This is a genomic window from Pirellulaceae bacterium (assembly GCA_029243025.1).
GTDB lineage: Bacteria > Planctomycetota > Planctomycetia > Pirellulales > Pirellulaceae.
Genome location: JAQWSU010000022.1, coordinates 211594 through 230203 on the forward strand (window position 1 = coordinate 211594; position 18610 = coordinate 230203).

Annotated in this window: 15 protein-coding genes; 8 read left to right on the top strand and 7 right to left on the bottom strand. The window is 52.4% G+C overall.

Features of this window, described 5'->3' with window-relative positions; genetic code table 11:
- Nucleotides 1-35: 35 nt before the first annotated feature.
- Complete coding sequence (locus P8N76_10715; GenBank protein ID MDG2382135.1) at nucleotides 36-1322, top strand: PQQ-binding-like beta-propeller repeat protein; 1287 nt, start codon at nucleotides 36-38, stop codon at nucleotides 1320-1322.
- 124 nt (nucleotides 1323-1446) lie between these two features.
- Here the strand turns inward: P8N76_10715 and P8N76_10720 are convergent, their stop codons facing one another.
- The 3 genes from P8N76_10720 to P8N76_10730 form a co-directional block, all read right to left on the bottom strand.
- A complete protein-coding gene (locus P8N76_10720) occupies nucleotides 1447-2124 on the bottom strand; it encodes a hypothetical protein (protein ID MDG2382136.1) in 678 nt (225 codons plus the stop codon).
- A 93-nt stretch (nucleotides 2125-2217) separates the two neighbouring features.
- A complete protein-coding gene (locus tag P8N76_10725) occupies nucleotides 2218-3162 on the bottom strand; it encodes an alpha/beta hydrolase (protein MDG2382137.1) in 945 nt (314 codons plus the stop codon).
- Nucleotides 3163-3301: 139 nt separating this feature from the next.
- Nucleotides 3302-4606, bottom strand: a complete 1305-nt coding sequence (locus P8N76_10730; protein MDG2382138.1) for an arylsulfatase — start codon at nucleotides 4604-4606, stop codon at nucleotides 3302-3304.
- 368 nt (nucleotides 4607-4974) lie between these two features.
- On the opposite strand from P8N76_10730, the gene P8N76_10735 reads away from it, so the two are divergent.
- The gene (locus P8N76_10735; protein MDG2382139.1) at nucleotides 4975-5922 is read left to right on the top strand and encodes a DUF6268 family outer membrane beta-barrel protein; all 948 of its coding nucleotides are present in this window, start codon (nucleotides 4975-4977) and stop codon (nucleotides 5920-5922) included.
- Nucleotides 5923-5946: 24 nt separating this feature from the next.
- On the opposite strand, the gene P8N76_10740 is transcribed toward P8N76_10735, so the two are convergent.
- The 4 genes from P8N76_10740 to P8N76_10755 all read right to left on the bottom strand — a co-directional run bounded on the left by P8N76_10740 (nucleotide 5947) and on the right by P8N76_10755 (nucleotide 13088).
- Entirely contained in the window at nucleotides 5947-6207 is a 261-nt protein-coding gene (locus P8N76_10740; protein MDG2382140.1) for a GlsB/YeaQ/YmgE family stress response membrane protein, read from the bottom strand.
- A 64-nt stretch (nucleotides 6208-6271) separates the two neighbouring features.
- On the bottom strand, nucleotides 6272-7264 hold the full coding sequence (locus P8N76_10745; protein ID MDG2382141.1) for an SMP-30/gluconolactonase/LRE family protein: 993 nt from the start codon (nucleotides 7262-7264) through the stop codon (nucleotides 6272-6274).
- Between the two features lie 166 nt (nucleotides 7265-7430).
- Nucleotides 7431-11222, bottom strand: coding sequence for a GDSL-type esterase/lipase family protein (locus P8N76_10750; GenBank protein MDG2382142.1), 3792 nt, complete (start codon nucleotides 11220-11222; stop codon nucleotides 7431-7433).
- 15 nt (nucleotides 11223-11237) lie between these two features.
- Nucleotides 11238-13088, bottom strand: a complete 1851-nt coding sequence (locus P8N76_10755; protein ID MDG2382143.1) for a sulfatase-like hydrolase/transferase — start codon at nucleotides 13086-13088, stop codon at nucleotides 11238-11240.
- Nucleotides 13089-13306: 218 nt separating this feature from the next.
- Between P8N76_10755 and P8N76_10760 the strand changes: the two genes are divergently transcribed.
- From P8N76_10760 to P8N76_10785, 6 genes are all read left to right on the top strand, one after another.
- On the top strand, nucleotides 13307-14146 hold the full coding sequence (locus P8N76_10760; protein MDG2382144.1) for a ThuA domain-containing protein: 840 nt from the start codon (nucleotides 13307-13309) through the stop codon (nucleotides 14144-14146).
- A gap of 439 nt (nucleotides 14147-14585) precedes the next feature.
- Nucleotides 14586-15299 carry a protocatechuate 3,4-dioxygenase gene (locus P8N76_10765; GenBank protein MDG2382145.1) on the top strand — a complete coding sequence of 238 codons (714 nt, stop codon included), beginning with the start codon at nucleotides 14586-14588 and terminating at the stop codon, nucleotides 15297-15299.
- 63 nt (nucleotides 15300-15362) lie between these two features.
- Complete coding sequence (locus tag P8N76_10770) at nucleotides 15363-16271, top strand: alpha/beta hydrolase (GenBank protein MDG2382146.1); 909 nt, start codon at nucleotides 15363-15365, stop codon at nucleotides 16269-16271.
- A gap of 184 nt (nucleotides 16272-16455) precedes the next feature.
- Nucleotides 16456-16644, top strand: coding sequence for a hypothetical protein (locus tag P8N76_10775; GenBank protein MDG2382147.1), 189 nt, complete (start codon nucleotides 16456-16458; stop codon nucleotides 16642-16644).
- A gap of 15 nt (nucleotides 16645-16659) precedes the next feature.
- Nucleotides 16660-17433, top strand: coding sequence for a thioredoxin family protein (locus tag P8N76_10780; GenBank protein ID MDG2382148.1), 774 nt, complete (start codon nucleotides 16660-16662; stop codon nucleotides 17431-17433).
- Between the two features lie 133 nt (nucleotides 17434-17566).
- Complete coding sequence (locus P8N76_10785) at nucleotides 17567-18541, top strand: DUF3500 domain-containing protein (protein MDG2382149.1); 975 nt, start codon at nucleotides 17567-17569, stop codon at nucleotides 18539-18541.
- The last annotated feature ends 69 nt before the right edge of the window (nucleotides 18542-18610 follow it).

An 18610-nucleotide genomic window follows, 5' to 3' on the forward strand; every position in this document is an offset into this window, starting at 1 on the left:
TGGGGTCGTACGAATCCATCCGACGGAGTATTCCGATGATGCGACCATTTCGATTCTTTGTTGCCGTGTCCCTGGTGACACTCATGGTTGGCGGTTCATTTGCAAGTGAACCCAAACGCGAGTCCTCTGACCTTGTGACCCCAGATCAGGACTGGCCTTGGTGGCGCGGCCCTGAGCGAAACGGAATCGCAAATGCCCAACAGACCCCACCTCGTAGTTGGAATCAATCGAAGAATGTGAGCTGGATGGCAGAGTTGCCAGGGCGTGGGCATGGATCTCCCATCGTGGTTGGCGATTGCGTCATTGTTACGACCGCTGAAACCGATTTGAAGTTGCAATCGGTCATCTGTTTGGATCGAGATTCGGGCAAACGACGCTGGAAGACAGTCGTCCATCGAAATGGACTTCCACCCAAAAGCAACAAAAAGAGTTCCGATGCATCGACGACTGCTGCGTTCGACGGTGTCCGACTCTATGTGAATTTCATGAGTCATGGAGCGGTGTATACAACAGCGCTCTCGATGGACGGCGAGCAGCTTTGGCAACGCAAAATATCTGACTACATCGTCCATCAAGGTTACGGTTCCTCCCCTGCCATCTATCGAGATCTTTTAATCGTTTCTGCCGATAACAAAGGGGGTGGCGCCGTCGCAGCGTTGAACCGAAGGACAGGAGAATTTGTTTGGCGGCGCGAGCGACCCAGTCTGCCCAACTATCCTTCGCCCATCGTGCTCAACTTGTATGGAAAAGACCAATTGCTACTGACCGGTTGCGAAAGAGTCTCGAGTTTTGATCCGCTAAGTGGAAAAACTCTCTGGGAATTTGAGGGGGCGACAACCGAATGCGTTACCTCGACCGTAACCGACGGCGAGCGAATTTTCACAAGTGGCGGTTATCCTCGGAATCACGTCGCTGCGGTACGAGCGGATGGATCAGGGAAGATCGAGTGGGAAAACACGACTCGCGTCTACGTGCCTTCGATGTTGGTGAAAGATAACCACTTATATGCCGTGGCCGATGCTGGGGTTGCGATCTGTTGGGATAGCCAAACGGGTGAGCAACGTTGGAAGCATCGACTGGGGGGAACCTTTACTGCCTCACCGGTGATGGTCGGAAACCTGATCTATGCCACCAATGAAGCGGGACGCACGTTCGTTTATCATGCAACGCCAGCCAAATTCGAACTGCTCGCCCAAAATCAACTCGGCGACGAGGTGTTTGCAACACCAACCATCTGTGATGGGCGGATTTTCATGCGCGTCGCTGAGACTCAGGATGATCGCAGACGTGAGCGTCTCTATTGCTTGGGGAAGCAGGACTGAACTCTGTGGTGAGGATTCCTTCACCGAGAAGTTTGCCGACGCCGACAGGGACGCGCGACAGGGAACTGTCGCAGTCGACGTGGCCTGCAACGGCGACGGGTAATTGGTCGGCCTCGGAAACGGGCTAAGCGCCATTTCCATCCAGCATCGATTCAATCGCCGCCTTTTCTTCGGCGACTGTGGCTTCAGCATCTTGGACTTCGTCGTCATCGGTCAAAGGCTTTAGCATCAGGTCAAATGCAAGGTCACTGCTGTCGGGGCTGGCTTGATGCAGGCGAACTGCAACCACATTTTTACCCGCTTTCAATAATTTTGGGTCAACGACAAACGACATCTGATAACGCTCCAAATCGCCACCCATGGCAAAGCCCGCTTGGGTCTGTTTCGTGAGTTCGCCTTTTCTAAGGTTGAAACGGTGAACTTCCGTTCCATTAAGGTAGACCACACATCCGTCGTCACAAAGGAATTTTCCATGTACTTTCTTGATGGTGTTGGGATTGGCCACGTTCAGAGAATGGCGGAGGAAAGCGACGGTGCGCTTTTTTTTTGGGTCTGTTCCAAAGGTCAGTTTGCCCGATTGCTTTGCATCGGTGTCTGCGTCGCCGTAGCCTAATGGGGCCGTACCGGTTGCCCATGTTGAGTCATCGAAGTCGGGACCCGTCCACCGATCGGCGACTCCAGAAACGTTGTCTTGATATCTCCACTTGGTCGATTTTGAGTCGAGAATATTATCGGCGGTTACGAATGAAGGAAAAGTGATCAGGCTGCAAAAAAATAGAATCGAGGTTGATCGAACGAGCATGGTCGGGCTTCCTGGGTTAAGCGACTTTCGAGGAATGCGAGGCCGTCTCAAATTGAGGCGGTGATGGAAACTGGGCTGCAAGTGATGGAATCGTCAGGCAGATCGTGCCGGATCGCTTTCTGTGAAATGGACTCGTACCACCGATGAGAGATCAGCGATGCCCCGCAGACCGTCTTCGTAAGCGTTATTGAAATGAATGAATCCATGCAGCATGCCATCGTACCGTTGTAATGTCGATCGAACCCCGGCGTTTGCTAGTTTGTCTGCATAAGACTCGCCCTCATCTCGGAGGACATCGTATTCGGCGGTGATGATATGGGCGTCGGGGAGATCTCGCAGCGAAGTCGCTCGTGCCGGCGCCAGATAGGCATTTTCAGCAGGAATCTGATGCGGAACATACTGGCGGAAAAACCATTTCATCGTATTACGTGTGAGTCCGAATCCGTCCGCGAAATCACGGTAGGATGACGTTTCAAACGAATGGTCGACGATCGGGTAAATCAGCAGTTGCAGGCTGATTTTCGGCCCTTGCTCGTCACGCGCCTTGAGGCACACAGCCGCAGCTAAATTTCCACCCGCGCTGTCACCCGCGACAGCCAGACTTCCGGGACGCAGGCGAAAGATCTCGGAATGATTTTCCACATATTCGGTGGCTTCGTATGAATCGTCGATGGCAGCCGGAAATGGATATTCTGGAGCTAGGCGGTAATCGACGGCGACCACGTGACAGTGCGAAGCTGAAGCGATCCGACGACATAGGGCATCGTGGGTGTCAAGATTGCCGAGCACCCAGCCGCCACCGTGAAAATACATGATGACCGGACGCAATTCTGATGTGCTGCACTGATAGACGCGAACCGGAATCCGATCTCCAATTTCGTAATCGAAGACATGTGGTAGCTGTGGACCGACGCCAAACAGATTTGTCAGTCCGGCGAAAATTCTGCGACTTTCGTCGGGTGATATCTGACCCCAGCTGGGGAGATCTTGGGCAGCGCTCCAATTGATGAAGGCTTGAGATTGTGGATGAAGTGCCATCGGAAAATCCTGCGAATCCAAGCGGCGGGGAAGAAGTTTTGCTGGCCGTGGGTGAAGGCAATTTCAGCGGTTGAGTTCGACCGCACGATCTTAGTTCATCTTCCCACTTGCAGCCATGCTGACTTTTACAGGATTGACTCTATTTGAGCGGCCATTCTTGCGATTCAGTCCGAGCTGCTGCAAGATTCGTTTCGAATTGTCGGATGAGCTCGCGATGTTCCTTGGCGATATCCTTGGTTTCGCCCAGGTCATGCTTCAGGTTGTAAAGTTCCAACGCTTGATTACGGCCCGGACGGACGACTTTCCAATCTTGCCATCGAGCAGCCTGCTGAAATCCTCGTTCGTGGAATTCCCAATAGTGAAAACGATCTTTTAGGTTCTGGTGATTTCCCAGCAGCGTACCCAAGATGCTTTCACCATCCACTTGGTGGTCGATCGTTACGCCGGCCAATTCGGCGGCGGTGGGTAGGAAATCTTGAAAGCTCCAGACGGTGTCGTTTACTGCGCCCGCCTGAATCCGATTTGGCCAGCGGACGATCATCGGTGTGCGTAAACCGCCTTCGTACATGTCTCGTTTGCGTCCCCGCAGAGGGCCACTGCTGTCAAAAATACCCTCGTATCGATTGGCCGCACCGTTATCGCTGCAGAAAAAAACGATGGTCCGTTCTTCGATACCCAGTTCGGCAAGCAGGTCAAGCATGTTGCCCAGGTGCGAATCCATCCGAGTAATCATCGCTGCGTACGTTTTTTCGGTCTCTGTCCAGTCTCGATCTGCGTAGGGACCAAGGTCCGGGATTTCAAAACGATCGTGGGGGATTGTGTAAGGCAAATATAGGAAAAAACGTTGATCGGCCATGTCGCGAATTGCGTGTAATGCATGGGCTGTGACTAAATCGTGTGAGTACTGTTGCTGTCGTCCGTCACGGTTGCCCGGCAATTCAAAACGATGTTGGTTGAGCCAGAGGTAGGTGGGGAAATACGAGTGGGCTCGTCGCTGATTCAGATAGCCAAAAAACGAGTCGAATCCTTGCTTATTCGGAACTCCTGACGTCAATGGTTCGCCAAGTCCCCACTTGCCAACCATTGCCGTTTTGTAACCTGCTGATTTCAGGAGTTCGGCAACGGTGATGTCCTCGGCCCGCAGGGGAACCCGGCCGACTTTGCCTCCCAGGCCAACCACGCCCCCACGCCCCGTATTACCTCGCACACGGGTATGCCCCGTGTGCAGTCCTGTCATCAGGACGCTTCGTGAGGGCGCACAAACGGTTGAACCTGCATAGCACTGTCGAAATCGCATCCCTTCAGCTGCCAGTCGATCGATGTGCGGTGTTTGTATTTGCTGCTGACCGTAGCAGCCCGCATCACCATAGCCCATATCATCGGCCATGATGAAAATGATGTTGGGGCGATTTTGGTCGTTAGCCAAGGTCGCTGGTGCCAGCATGCCGATCGATGTCAATGCAAAGAGGAAAATGCTTGCCAATCTCAGCGGCGGATGTGGGGCTGCACCACAAATTGGTTGGCTGTCTGACGTTCGAAAAAGAAATCGAGTTTTGGAGCGCTGGTTGGTGGATTGCATCGTGATGGCCGAGGAGGGTCAAGCTGGGGGAGGGTCAAGCTATCAGTGTTGTGACAGCATACATCGATTTTGTTAACAAGGCGAGGATTTTTCAATCGATAGCTGGCAGTTCATCTGCCAGCTGTGATGCATTTTTCTAAATCGATTTGTTTCTGATTTCCGTCGCTAGTCATGAGGGTGAGATCTTTCTATAGTCCGCCGAAGCTGCTTCGGGACTCATGATGAGGAAAACGATGAACTCCTGTGTATTGATTCGCTGGATTGGGCTGTTGTGCCTCGGGGGTGCGATGACACGCCCAGTTTTTGCAGAGGAATTTGCGGATGAGCCTTTGATGTCTGAAGAGGTTTGGGGCGATGCGGATTGGTTGACGATGACCGATGACAGTGAGTTGCCGGTAGAAAGATTTAAGAAAGGTTTTTTCCAGAAGTTTCAGTTGAGCGGTGGCTATCTGGGTTCGGGAAGTCGCGACAATTTAGGGATTGGTAATGTTGAAGCTCTGGTTGCATTGGGCGTACCGTTGGGGAGTTTTAAAAATATTCTGGCCGTTGCTCCCAAGTTTCGTGTCGATTTTTTAGATGGCCCCAGCCCATTTGATCTACCGGATCAGGTTTACGATACGGGTGTCAATTTTGTCTGGCGAAAGCAACTCAGCGATCGCTGGGGGGTGATGGCGGTGGCGACACCGGCGGTTCGCAGCGACTTTGTGGCGACTGAAAAGACGGTGCGTGTGTTTGCACTGGGCTTGGCGACGTGGCAATGGATACCCGACAAACTCGAGATTTCATTTGGGGCCGTCTACCTGGATCGCAATGACATCTCCCTGTTACCAGCTGTGGGTTTGAGGGCACGACCGAATCCACGCTGGTTGATTGACCTGATGTTTCCTCGTCCCAGAATTTCTTATCGGATCTCGAAAGACGGGCCTCGTGGTGAAGTGTGGGGATATCTTGGAGGTGCGTTGGGCGGAAATACTTGGGCAGTGCTTCGGGATGGAATCAACGACGAAATGACGATTCGTGGTTATCAATTGCTACTGGGTATCGAGACTGTTTACCAGGGCGGCAACGGAGCCTTCCTTGAAATCGGATCCGCTTTTAATCGCGAAGTGGAATTCGAAGTTGCCGACGAAAAATACGAATTTGGTGCTGGGTTTCTCGTCCAAGCCGGTCTCGCCTACTAAGCGGTGGCTCGGAGCGTCTAGCCGCTAATTGTTGACTCTTGCCGCAATGAACAGAATCAAGATTGCGCCGACGATTGACATGATCCAGCCGCTGGGTTGGACGAGCGTTTCGGAGCTGCTTGCAAGAAATGAACCGAGAGTACCACCGAGGAATGAACCGAGGATCCCCAAACCAATCGTTTTGATCCAGCCAAGTGGTTGTTGTCCGGGGATGAGAAAACGGGCAATTCCCCCAACGATCAGTCCGAAGATCATCCAACTAATGACACTGCCAAGACTGAACATAAGAGTTTCCTTGTTTCTGGGGTTTGGAGAGAGAGCGTCGTTGTCTTCACCGGTGGATCGGCATTTACTTGTGGGTTGGCGTTCGGATTGGTGACCATCCAGCGGTTAATGTCGGGATCCTCCACAGTTGCCCACCGGCAGTGATGAACAACGACTTTAGATCCCTGCCACCGAATGTGCAGTTGGTGACTTCATCTCGGGGGATCGCGACGAAGCCGATTTGTTGCCCTTCCTGGGTCATCACATAAACGCCAGCTTTGAATTGGTTCGCCGATTCGTATTGATTGGTCTTGTTGCGTCCGCCGGCAACATAGAGTCGGCCTTGGCGATCGAGGGCCATGCCGTCTGGGCCGCGGCCGTCTTGCCAGTTGAAAATCAGCTTTCGTGAGCCAGGTACGATGTCTCCATTCGAAGTCAGGTTGAACCGGAAGAGTTGACGAGCGCCGCCGACTTGGTTGTTGTTATTGTCGGCAACGAAAAGGTACTTGTCGTCAGGAGTGATGAGTAAGCCGTTAGGGCGATCGACTTCGTGAGTAATAATGCGTGTGACTTGTCCTGGGCGGTCGATCCGGTAGACGCCTTCGATCGGATTATTATTGTCATCAAGAATTTCCATGTCCTTACGGTCGCCGTATCGTGGATCACTAAAATAGACGCGCCCCTTCGAATCGATCGTGAGGTCATTGGGCGTGTTGAACCGCTTTCCCTGATATTGATCAGCAAGTACGGTCGTTCTGCCTTGATCATCAGTTCGAGTGACGCGTCGTCGGCGTGCCTCGCAGATGACGAGATGCCCATCAAGATCGAAGAGCAATCCATTTGAACCGCCGGATGGATAGCGGAACGGTTGCAGCGTTCCACTCGGACTCATGCGCGTGATGCCGCGAGGCCCGCTGAAGAACAAGCCTCGCTGCGGATGCCAGGCCGGCCCTTCGCCCGCGTCATTGGACAGCAGCCTCGTCGGTTTCGCCTTTGCCCCAAAGGGGGGCTCTTGAGCCGAGATGCTGCTGCAAAAAAAAACGATCAAGACGAAGCCGCGAGCGAAGATGCAGTCCATTGAAATTCCGTTGGGGTGCAGGCCAAAGAGCAGGCAAACTTTTCCATTGCTGCAACATAACTCGATGGTTTGGAAACGCAACCCGGCATCAGTTGACGATCATTGATTCGCGGCCGAAAGGAGCCGGATTTGGCGGGGTCAGGAGCCCACGGCCAGTTTGGCTTCCTCAATGATTGTGCTTCAGGTGATGCGGTAGTTGGTAGCCGCCCGCTTCCAGGTAAGTCAGCAGATCGAGTATCTCGTTGCGGGTCAATCCATTCAGCAGATCTGCTGGCATCGAGGAAATCTTGGATGCGGATCGGTCAGCAATCTTTCGTTTGGGGATCAGGGTGACTGCTGTTGGATTCAGCAGGTTGGTTACGAGGTTTATCTGCTCTTCATCTTCTTTTTGAATCATGCCGGTCAGCAGTCGGCCGTCCTCTTGTTCAATTACATAGGTGCGGTACTTTTCATGAATCTCCTGTGACGGTTCCAGAATCTGGCGAAGGAGTTTCTGACCTTTGAATCTTTCCGACACCTTCGTTAATTCGGGTCCGAGTTCAATCCCATGTCCAGCGACGAGGTGACATTGATTGCAGCGCGCTTTGATGAAGGCTGCCATACCCCGCATGACTGTGGCTTGAGTGGTTGGTATTTCGACGGTGGGGAAGTCATCGAGAGTCCAGTCCTTCACAAACGTTGCTTGTTGCCGGGAAGCGAGAATAGAGTTCACATTCTTGATGTCGTCTGTGACGATGATTTCGCCCTTCATTACGACCCAGTGGCCGGGGAAAGTGCAGACGTAAGGGTAGACACCCGGTTGATTGGGGGCGGTGAATCGGAGGACATGGACACGCGATTGTCGGCCCGGGCCAATCATGGGCGACGCTTTGAGAATCAAACCTTGTTTCGACGAGGGGATGAAGTTGGAGTTTGCGTTTTGTGGATCTCTTGCCATTTCATTCGCGGCCATGCCTACTTCTTCCAGGGCGCCCGGCTTGACGATGACCAGATTGTGGTCATTGGCGTCAGGATTTAGAAAGACTAACTTCACCGGCTGATTTGTTTCCACCACGAATCGTTCTACGGTGTATTTCATTCGTTCGGGCAAGCAGGAGACTTCAACGCGTTTTAGATTCGGTTGGCGATCGAATTCGGCTTCGGATGCTGAAGGCGTTGGTTCCTTCAGATTGCTGCCTTGTTTGGCGTGCTTCAAGAAGGATGCGATGCTTGAATTCGGTGCGTCTTGCCAGTGCTGACGGAGTGCGTGGGAGCCAAACGCCGTTCTGATCGCATAGGTGAGGTGTTGGTCGTGGGGATGTTTCAGGACATCCATGACTGCTCCCAGCGCTTCCGCTGAGCCGATGTAGCTGGCCGCGATTGCCGCCTCCATGCGGACGATTCCTCGCGGGTCATTGGCAGCAGCTCCCAACAATGAAATCGAATCCGGTAATGCTTGGTGCCAATATCGTAACTGTCGAGTTGCCGCCGCTCGCGCGTGGTGTTCGTTGCAGCTGAGAAGTTCTCGCAATAAGGCGGGATTGACGAGATTGATGCCGCGAAAAAGCCAGAGCGATTCGAGCTGGTGGTGGCGAAATCGTTTGTCTTGTGAATCGAGTTGCGCAGTCCAGGACTTTAATGCGGTGGCGACCTGCAACGGGTCTCGATCTCGCAGCTCTCGCTTTGCCCAGTAGCGATAACGGTATTCGGGTCGTTTGAGGATTTCGAGAAGCGATCGGATTTCCTCTCCCGCAATCCGGGGCGGATCGACCAACGGTTTGTCTTTCGTCTTGACTCGCCAGATTCGACCTGAGTGACGATCTCGACGCTTGTCTCGAAGCGAATATTGGGCATGTCCTTTCACGGGGTTGTACCAGTCACAAATGTACAACGCGCCGCGTGGACCAAAGCGGATGTCGACCGGGATAAAACTCAGGTTGGAAGAAAAAATAATGTCTCCCACATATTCTTCCTCGAAGCCGAATTCCTTTTCGTGCCAATGATGCAATTCGACGCGATTCGTGGGCTTGTACCGAACCTTGATGAAATCTCCTTGGAGTTCTTCAGGGAATGTTTGGAAGTCGATAAATTCCTGTCCGCAGGTGCCGGAATAGGCTTGCAGGCCGGTCGGGCGGGGATGTTGTTGAGGATAGGTGGGATCCGTGGCGTGAAACGCCGATGCATAAATGGGATGACTGGCGACGTGTTGCCCCCAGTCATCAAACGTCACGCCCCAAGGATTCGTACTCGAATAGGTACCAAAGCTTTGCAGGCGATGGTTGCGCGGTTGAAAGCGAAACCAGCCGCTGTTTTGTTGACGAACCGGTCCATAAGGAGTTTCGATTTGAGAATGGTGAAAAACGGCTTCTCGGAAGATGAGGTCACCGTCGGGAGTCCAGGCCACATCATGCAAGGCATGATGTGAGTCTTCCGTTCCGAATCCCGTTAAAACCCGTCGACGAAAATCGGCTTTGCCATCACCGTCGGTGTCCTTGATAAATGTCAGGTGGGGCATTTCCGATACGTAGACGCCGCCGTCACCGAATTCGAAGGAGAGCGGGATGTGAAGGTCATCGGCAAACACCGTTGATTTGTCGGCTTGCCCATCACCGTCAGTGTCTTCCAAAATTACCAATTTGTCATTTTCATTGTTACCGGGATAGACGTGCGGGTAGGTTGTGGAACAGCTGACCCAGAGACGGCCTTGATTGTCCCATCGCATTTGTATTGGAGCGGCGATGTCAGGAAACTCTTCTTCGCTTGCGAATAAGTTGACTTCGAAACGCGGGTCGACGGTGAATTCCTGTTGCTCTGCTGCTGCGCTAATCCAGCGGTTTGCGCCGCGACTTTCCTTGGTGGCAGGCAGCGGTGGTAGTTTCGAGTCGTCAGGCAGGTTGGCGGGATTCTTGTCCTCAGCCAACTTCCAGATGAGCTGATCGCGGTTGGAAACCATGAGGTCGAAGTTTTTCATGGCGGGTAAAAAGTCCAGGTAGCCGTAGCTCTTGTTTCGGCCCCCCGTGTAGTAGAAAGTGTTGATGGGTCGATAGCGGCGAAAGAACTGTTTGTTCTTGTCGACAATTGCTGCTCGAAGTGCGGCGGTTGTTTTTGGCGCCGGATGACCGGTGATGGCGCTGTGAAGAATCGTTGCGAATAGTTGGTAGCCTTCGTGAGATAGGTGGATTCCGTTGATCGTCAAGTCGCGACGCGGATCGGCCATTACTGAAAGTGTAGGCTCGAAAAGATTCACAAAGCCAATTCCCTGGTCTCGGGCCACCTGCTCCATTGCGGCGGTATATTGCCGAATGTTCTCGTTGTTCAGATCGGCAGCTGGTACGTGCTTGATGTTTTCGTTGGCGATCGGCGAAACTAGAATTACCTTGGCGGCGCTGATTCCGTTGAAGGCTTTCGATCGCAAGCCGGTAAGGAAACTAGCGAGGGTGTGACGAAATGCTTCCAGTCCATCTGGTCCCGCAAACGATTCGTTGAAGCCGTAGGCGACCAGGATGATATCCGCTTTTTCATGAGTCAAGTGTTGGTCCAGATCTGCAAAGTTCGCCGGTCGTGGTTGAAGATTGGATTCGTCGGCAGACCACGCCAGATTGCGTACGACCAACTGGTGTTGAGGGAATTGTTGCTGGAAGGCAGCTTCTAAATGTCCAAAATGTTGGGCACGATCGAATAGGGTGTTTCCGATCAACATGATCCGATCGCCCGTTTGAAATACGATGGGCAGGACAGTGTTCGTTGGGGGAGCCGATTTGGCTCGGGGAGATGTCTGCTCGTAAATGCCATACTGCGCGAACTGGGGGTCACGAACAGGATTCGGTTGTGTTGTTTCGGAATGTTTCGTGTCACGCTGACTCCGCGCCTGCTTCTTGGCTGGACGAGCTTCTTCTTGGGCGATTTGCGACCAACCTTGGTGTGGCAGATGTGCCAGGGTGAGCAGTGTCAGCAGTAGGCTCAATTGGCGTGAGGTCATCTTTGTCATCGGTTCCTAAGGGCTCGTGTTGTGCAGGGTGCTGGCCAAACGATTGGCGATTCGGCGAGTGAATTCGTAACGATGATCCTGCGCAGCTTCGATTTGTGGCAAAAAGGGTCGAGCGTGTTGTCCCACCAGCTCCAAGCCGCGGATGGCGTACAAGCCTACCGCGTAATTGTCGTTATCGAGTTCGTCGGCTAGACGCCCGCAAAATTCAGTTCGCCCCAGACGACAAAGAGCCAACGTTGCTGCCACGCGGACCGCGGCGGACTTATCTTCAGCTAAGGGTAGGATGCGAGCCGCGTCTTGAGGAACGCCGTAGAGGCCCAGTTGAGTGGCTGCCCAGTAACGCACGGCAGCGTGTGAAGAAACGAGCCCTCGGATTACCCGATTCGTGTTTTGTTGCTCACCCGCTTCGATGACTTGGCGAAGTTCGTTAAGTAAGTTTGAATTTTGAGAGGCTTGCAGAACGTAATACTTGTTTCGATAAGTCCGCCCCAGTTCTTCCAGTATCGGCTCAGGGATCAGACCCAGGTCACCGCTGCTTGCCATCCAGTCAAACAAGAATTCTCGCAATTTATATATCGTTTCCGCCTGTGCCCGTTCGCCTGCCAGATTGTTTGTTTCATGAGGATCGTTTTTGAGGTCATACAATTCCTCGGTTGGTCGCGGAATGCGAAACGGGCGCGCCTGTAATTGATTCAATTGACCTTTTGCGTGCAGTTGTCGCATCGTTTTGATAATGGACTTCTTGTCCTTGTATACATTGGGTTGCGCGTGTGGCAAATGGGGCATGAAGTTTCGGATGTACTTATAACGAGGCGTTCGGACACATCGCATTAACTCGACTGTCTCATCGCACCGATCTCGAGCGCTGACGATCATTGGGCGAGCCTCGTAATCAGCACTCAACAGATCGCGACCTTGTATGTGGTCCGGTACCTTGATCTTTGCCAACGCGAGTGATGTAGCGGCCACATCGATTTGAAGAACCAAGTCGTCGCGGCGCTCGCCTGCCTGGGCTCCGTGTGGCATGCGCGCGATCAGCGGTACGCGGATACCTTCTTCATAAAGAAACTGTTTGCCTCGTAAATGACTGACTCCATGGTCTGTCCAAAAGAAAACAGCCGTTGCTGCCGCAATTCCTTCCCTTTCGAGCCTGTTCAGGATGGCAGCTACTTCTTGATCGACTTGGACCCAAGCGTTCAAGTAGTCTGCCCAGTCCTCTTTCAAGACGGGATGATCGGGATAGTAGGGCGGTAACCTTACGTTGTCTGCCGAGATCCCATCGGACTGGGCTTTCCGTTTTTTCCCGCCTCGTAATTGGACCTGAGCAAAAAAAGGTTGGTTCTTCGCTCGTCCTTTCCAATCAGCAGCGTCGTAATCCTGCTTATTCCAGACAAAGTTATAGTCTGTCTTGCCAAATTTCGCCTTGGGCAATCCCGTCGCACTGTTGCACGTGTAGTAGCCAGCTTGTTGAAAGAGCCGTGGAATCGACGGGATAGGTAATTCGTAGCTCGCCAGGTAGGCGTCGCCTCCGCGCCCCTTGCCACTGGCGGTTTGGCTTCGATGTTGATGCGCGCCGAGGGTTGTTTGGTACATGCCGGTTACCATCGCAGAGCGACTTGGCGAGCAGACAGGGCAAGTCACAAAGGCGTTGTCGAATTGAATGCCGGACTGCGCGAGTGCATCAAGATGAGGTGTCTTGACCGTTGTTTCGCCATAACTACCCAAGTGTGCAGAAGCATCTTCGACGATGATCCATAAAATATTCGGTCGATCGTCGCTAGACTCGGAAGATTCGCTGGCTTCTGCTGTCGGTGCGGTCAGCACCAAGCAGCAGAAAACGATTGAAAAGCGGAGCATTTGTCGAGTTCCCGTCCCTAGAAAGTCTTGGTGGTAGTCGTTGGTTGTCTGTAAAGACGTCCTCTTTTTTACGTGACAGCCGATCCTTTTTCCAGCTTTCCTTCATCGGTTCATGTGGGATTGCCTCGGATTCGTTAGAATCCATTTGATTCGTTTTGCGGACTTTAATGCGACTTGGTTAAATCCCTTGGTTCGATGGGGTGTGGGGGGCTATTGATATGTGTCGTCTTTTGTTAGTGCTGTTAACCTTATTGCCTAGCTCGATATTGCCTAGCTCGATTCTCTGGGCACACGAACCGAAAGCCAAGGCAACGAAAGCCAATCGTGATCTTGAGAAGCCGATTCGTACGTTAGTCTATTCGAATACGGCTTATTATCGACATCCGGATATTCCTGCCATCAATCGGTGGTTGGTTCTAGAAGGAGACAAATACGGTATCGAATGTGACGTGACCGAACATTGGAAGGATCTGCAGCGTAGGAAGTTGGATGATTATGATCTCCTCATTCTTAACAATGCGAATCAGTTGGACCGCGTCATTCCTGTTGAACAGCGCCAGGCGGTGGAAGCTTGGTTCGAATCGGGTAAGGGGATTGTCGGTCTACATGCCGCATTAGTCATGCAAACCAAGTGGCCCTGGCTCGTTGAGCTGGGCGGCTGTGACTTTGATAGCGATTCTGTATTCCAGCGGGCTCGCGTGCTGGTTGATCCGGCGGCGAAGAACCATCCCACCGTGCGAGGGTTCGGAGATGCATTTTGGTATCAGGCTGATTGGACGAATCACACACGCTCGGTCACTGGGCTGCCAGGATTTCAAGTTTTATTACGGGTTGATGAGTCGACTTACGAGCCCGTGCAGAAATATTTCCAGGAGCGAGGAGGAAAGCCGATGGGAAAGGATCACCCGATTGCTTGGACTCATGAAGTTGGGGACAGCCGTTTTTTTTACACAGAACTTGGCCATGATCTGCGTTCCTTGAATACCAAATTCGGGCGCCAACACGTGATCGAAGGGATCCGTTGGGCCGCAAATCGATCTTCCAAGTTGGACGAATAATAGGTGATTCATGAAGGATGACTTGGCTGAATGTTCACGGTTTCGTTTGTTTTCGCATTGCCTGACTTTTGACGCTCGTGGCTAATGGATGCAGTCGATTCGAATCTGCTGGGAAAAGTAGCTGAAATCGCCACAGGTTCGGGGCAAGAATTGCTTCCAGATCGTCCGATGCGAGTTAGGTGACGGGGACGTCGATCGAACGGTGAGAATCTGATGCCCCGCATGGAGTTGGTGGTTTTGCAGGAATCGCGGAATTTGACACGCCGGCCGAGGGAAACTTGCGACTTTTGACTTTCCTCGATTCTGATCAGGGTTTAATATTCCAACAGAGCCGCTCGACAGCGGGAGGTCTGCTTTCAGCAAAGATTTGTCTCGGTGGTTCATTGGCTTCTGGTTTTGATTGCCGCTACCGAAATCTAATAAGAACGGAGCGAATTGTATGAGATCACGAATAAATGGTCGGCGGTTGTTTTTGCAGCAGTCTGTTTGCGCCACTGCCGCATTTGCCACTCCCGGATTGTTTGCCGAAGAGTTGGTCAAGACATCGTCGGTTGGCGAAGGGCCTTTCTATCCCGATAAGATGCCTCTCGATACCGATAATGATCTGTTGATTATTAACGATTCGATCACGCCGGCGGTCGGCACGATTACTCATTTGACCGGACGTGTGATGGGACCGACAGGCAAGCCATTGCGAAATGCGTTCGTCGAAATCTGGCAGGTCGACAATGCGGGTTGCTACATCCATTCCGGCAGTTCCAACAAGGAAACGTCGGATCGGAATTTTCAGGGTTATGGTCGGTTTTTGACCGATGCGAAAGGCAATTACTACTTTCGCACGATCAAGCCTGTTGAATACCCAGGCCGAACTCCCCACATTCACGTGGCTGTGAGTAAGAATGGTCGTCGAATCTTTACTACGCAGATGCTGGTTAAAGGGAACACTCGTAATGAGACTGACGGGCTGTTTCGGCAGATCAGAAGTAAAGCCGCTCGCGACACGATTCTAGTTGACTTCAAGCCGCTACCCGGCTCAAAGCTGGCAGAGCATACGGCCAATTTTGATATTGTGCTCGGTAAGACTGTGGAAGAACTCGAAGATGGAACACTTCAAGGTGGGATTGGTGCGCCCGTTTTTCGCCGACGTGGATAATCTCGCTACCGAGAGCAGGCATTCGCCATTGCTTGCTGGGCTTTAGGGGAAAGACATTTAGCTATGGCTTACCGCAATCTCTATCGTTTGATTTTTACAATTGGGACAATTTCCTTAGGTATGAATGCTGTGGCCGAAGAGCAATTGGGCACGGAAGGTTATGCTAAATCGGGAGATTTGCAGATCCATTATGTGACCGCAGGCGAAGGTCCACTGATGGTGATGGTGCATGGATTTCCCGACTATTGGTATACCTGGCGAAATCAGATGCCGGAGTTGTCCAAGCATTATCAAGTCGTTGCGATCGATCAACGCGGTTACAACAAGAGTGGGCAGCCCGAAGGAGTTGAGAATTATTCCGTCGACAAATTGGCGTCCGATGTGGCGGCGGTAATCAAGCACTTTGGTCGCGATCGGGCGATTATTGTTGGGCATGATTGGGGCGGGATCGTATCCTGGACGTTCGCCATGATGTATCCGGAAATGACGGAAAAGCTGATCATCTTGAACACGCCTCACCCCCACGGAATTGGTCGTGAACTGGCCACGAACCCTGAGCAAGAGGCGAACAGTGAATACGCTCGGAATTTTCAAAAGCCGGACGCTGCGAGTAAGCTCTCTGCATTCGGTTTGGCTTTTTGGGTGAAGGATCCGGTGGCTCGAAAGAAGTACATCGAAGCGTTCAAGCGGTCCTCCATGGAGGGCATGCTGAATTATTACAAAGCTAATTATCCACGCCCGCCTTATCAGGCACCGGAAAAGGTAGCTGCCAAGGTCAAATGTCCGGTGCTGATGATTCATGGTTTGAAAGACAAATACTTGTTGGCTGCGGGATTAAACAGCAGCTGGGACTTTGTCGACGATGAACTCACCATCGTCACCCTGCCTGATGCTGATCACTTTGTTCAGCATGATCGGCCAGACAAAGTTACGAAGACAATTCTCAATTGGCTTGAGCCAGCAGCGGATTAATCGATTCGCATCATCGGTTGAGTCGACTTCTGAGAGAATTCGGTCGCAATTCTTGCTGGGTAGGATTTCACGAAACCTTGCGCGCTTGGCTGGGTTAAATGAGCTGGCTGTTATTATTTCCGTTCGGCACCTTTTTGCATTTCGAGTTGGGCGAATCAGTGAAGTGATCCATGGAGCCTCATGAATGAGAATTATTCCCACAGCACTCGCGATAGTTTTTGTGTGTACGATTGCCTTGGCAACGGAAGCGACTCCTCGAATCGCGTGGTACGGCACCTGGGCCGCCGCACGGGCCGAGGCAGCCCGTAGCAATCGCCCGATTTTGCTCGTTTCGGCAGCGCCCCACTGTCTGGGAGTTCCCGGTACTTGGTGACCTGGCAAGGTTGGGATGGACAGGAGTTTCTTGTCGGATGAACAGGTCGTTGCGGCTTCACGTCAATTTGTTTGTGTCCGGCTTTCGACCTACGAGAGCCAAGCGGAGGCTGATTTTCTCAAGACGATATTTGTCGGCCGATCGGGAGAAGTCGAGAACACGACTTTCGCCGTGCTTTCACCGGATGCGAAGCGGCAGCTGGTGGCTGCCGGACGGGGCCCTCATCGATTTCGTAATGGGAGTCAGTTGGCAGCGCGATTAGAACAGATCGCTGACGGCTATCCGGCTGGCAAAACGGCCCAGTTTACCGATCCGTTACCACCTCAGTTGGATCGGGTGGATTTAGCATTGAATGTAGCGGCCTGCGATGCGTTGCCGCTGATCGTGACCTGTCTCGAAGACACCAGTCAGCGTCAGGCTGTTGAGCGAGAATTGGCAAGACTGGCCTGGACGGAAGCATTGGCGGGCCAGTTTGTCTATGTCTCTACCTCGGACGCCCAAGAGCTTCAGCCGCTCAGCGGGCGAAATGGCCAAAGCCAAATCATGGTTGTTCATCCGGGACCATATGGGCTGACTGGGCGCGTGATGCATCAGTTTGAGGCCGTCGACGCGACTCTGTTGAATGTTCTGAAACAGACCCTGGTCGACTTTCCTCGTACACCCAAGGATTATCGCGAACATCGTAGTTTGGGTTTGCAGCTTGGACTGAATTGGAAAACGAAGATTCCGGAGACCGATCCGCGGGCGGCGAGGGCAAAATCGCGAGCTGGAAGTCGAAAGGGGCAGTAGGCCCAATCGAGTGAGCCGAAAGTCAAAAAGTGAATGGGAACGCTGATTATGCTCGACATCATTGAGCCCGCGGGGTTAAACTACCTGGACTGGAACATTTGACGTTTTCCATTCCTCGAGAAAGGATTTTTTCATGAGCCGCCCATCGAATCGCGACCACCAAGACGTGAGTCGTCGCCGTTTTATTAAGACGGTAGGCACAGCAGCTATTGCAACCGCCTCGGCGCCTCTGGTTTTTGATCCTCGCTTCGTGCATGCGGCTCCAGCGGCTGACTCAGCGGCCGAAACGGTGGTGGGGCAGTTTTACCAAACGTTGAATAAAGATCAGGTAGCCAAAATCTGTTTGCCGTTTGACCATCAACTCAGACGCCGTATTAGTGCGAATTGGCACATTACTGAGCCCTTGATCGGTAGTGACTTCTACTCGAAAGAGCAGCAAGCGTTGATCAAACAGATTGTCAAAAATGTGACGTCTGAATCGGGCTACGAGCGTTTGATGCGTCAAATGGATGATGATGATGGTGGCATCGAGAGTTACAGTGTGGCGATGTTTGGAACGCCTGGCCAAGGCAAGTTTCAGTGGGAGTTGACGGGTCGGCATCTTACACTCAGGGCCGACGGTGATAGCGTTGATCGAGCGGCATTCGGTGGCCCTGTTGTCTATGGTCACGGAGAATCCGATCCAAAAGAAAATCTGTTCTATTACCAAACGACGCAAGCGAACAAAGTTTTTAACTCACTTGATCCGGCGCAGTCCAAGCAGGCATTGGTGATGAAAGCGCCGCAGGAATCGGCTCTGAAATTGCAGGGTAAACAAGGTCAATTTCCGGGCATTCCCGTCAGCCAGCTAACAGAAGACCAAAAACAATTGGTCGAATCGACGATCAAAATGTTACTCGATCCATACCGATCCGAAGATGTCGAAGAAGTCATGGCGATCCTGAAAGCGAATGGCGGGGCCGATGGTCTTCGCATGGCTTTTTATCAGCAAGAAGATCTCAATGATGACAAAGAATGGGACATTTGGCGTGTGGAAGGTCCCGGGTTCGTTTGGCACTTTCGCGGTGCACCGCATGTCCATGCTTACATCAACATTGGCGTGGTGTAATTTGTCTGCTTGATTGGGATGATCAGTTGGAGCAAGACTCGCAAACTTGCGTCACGGGTCTTGAGAGCC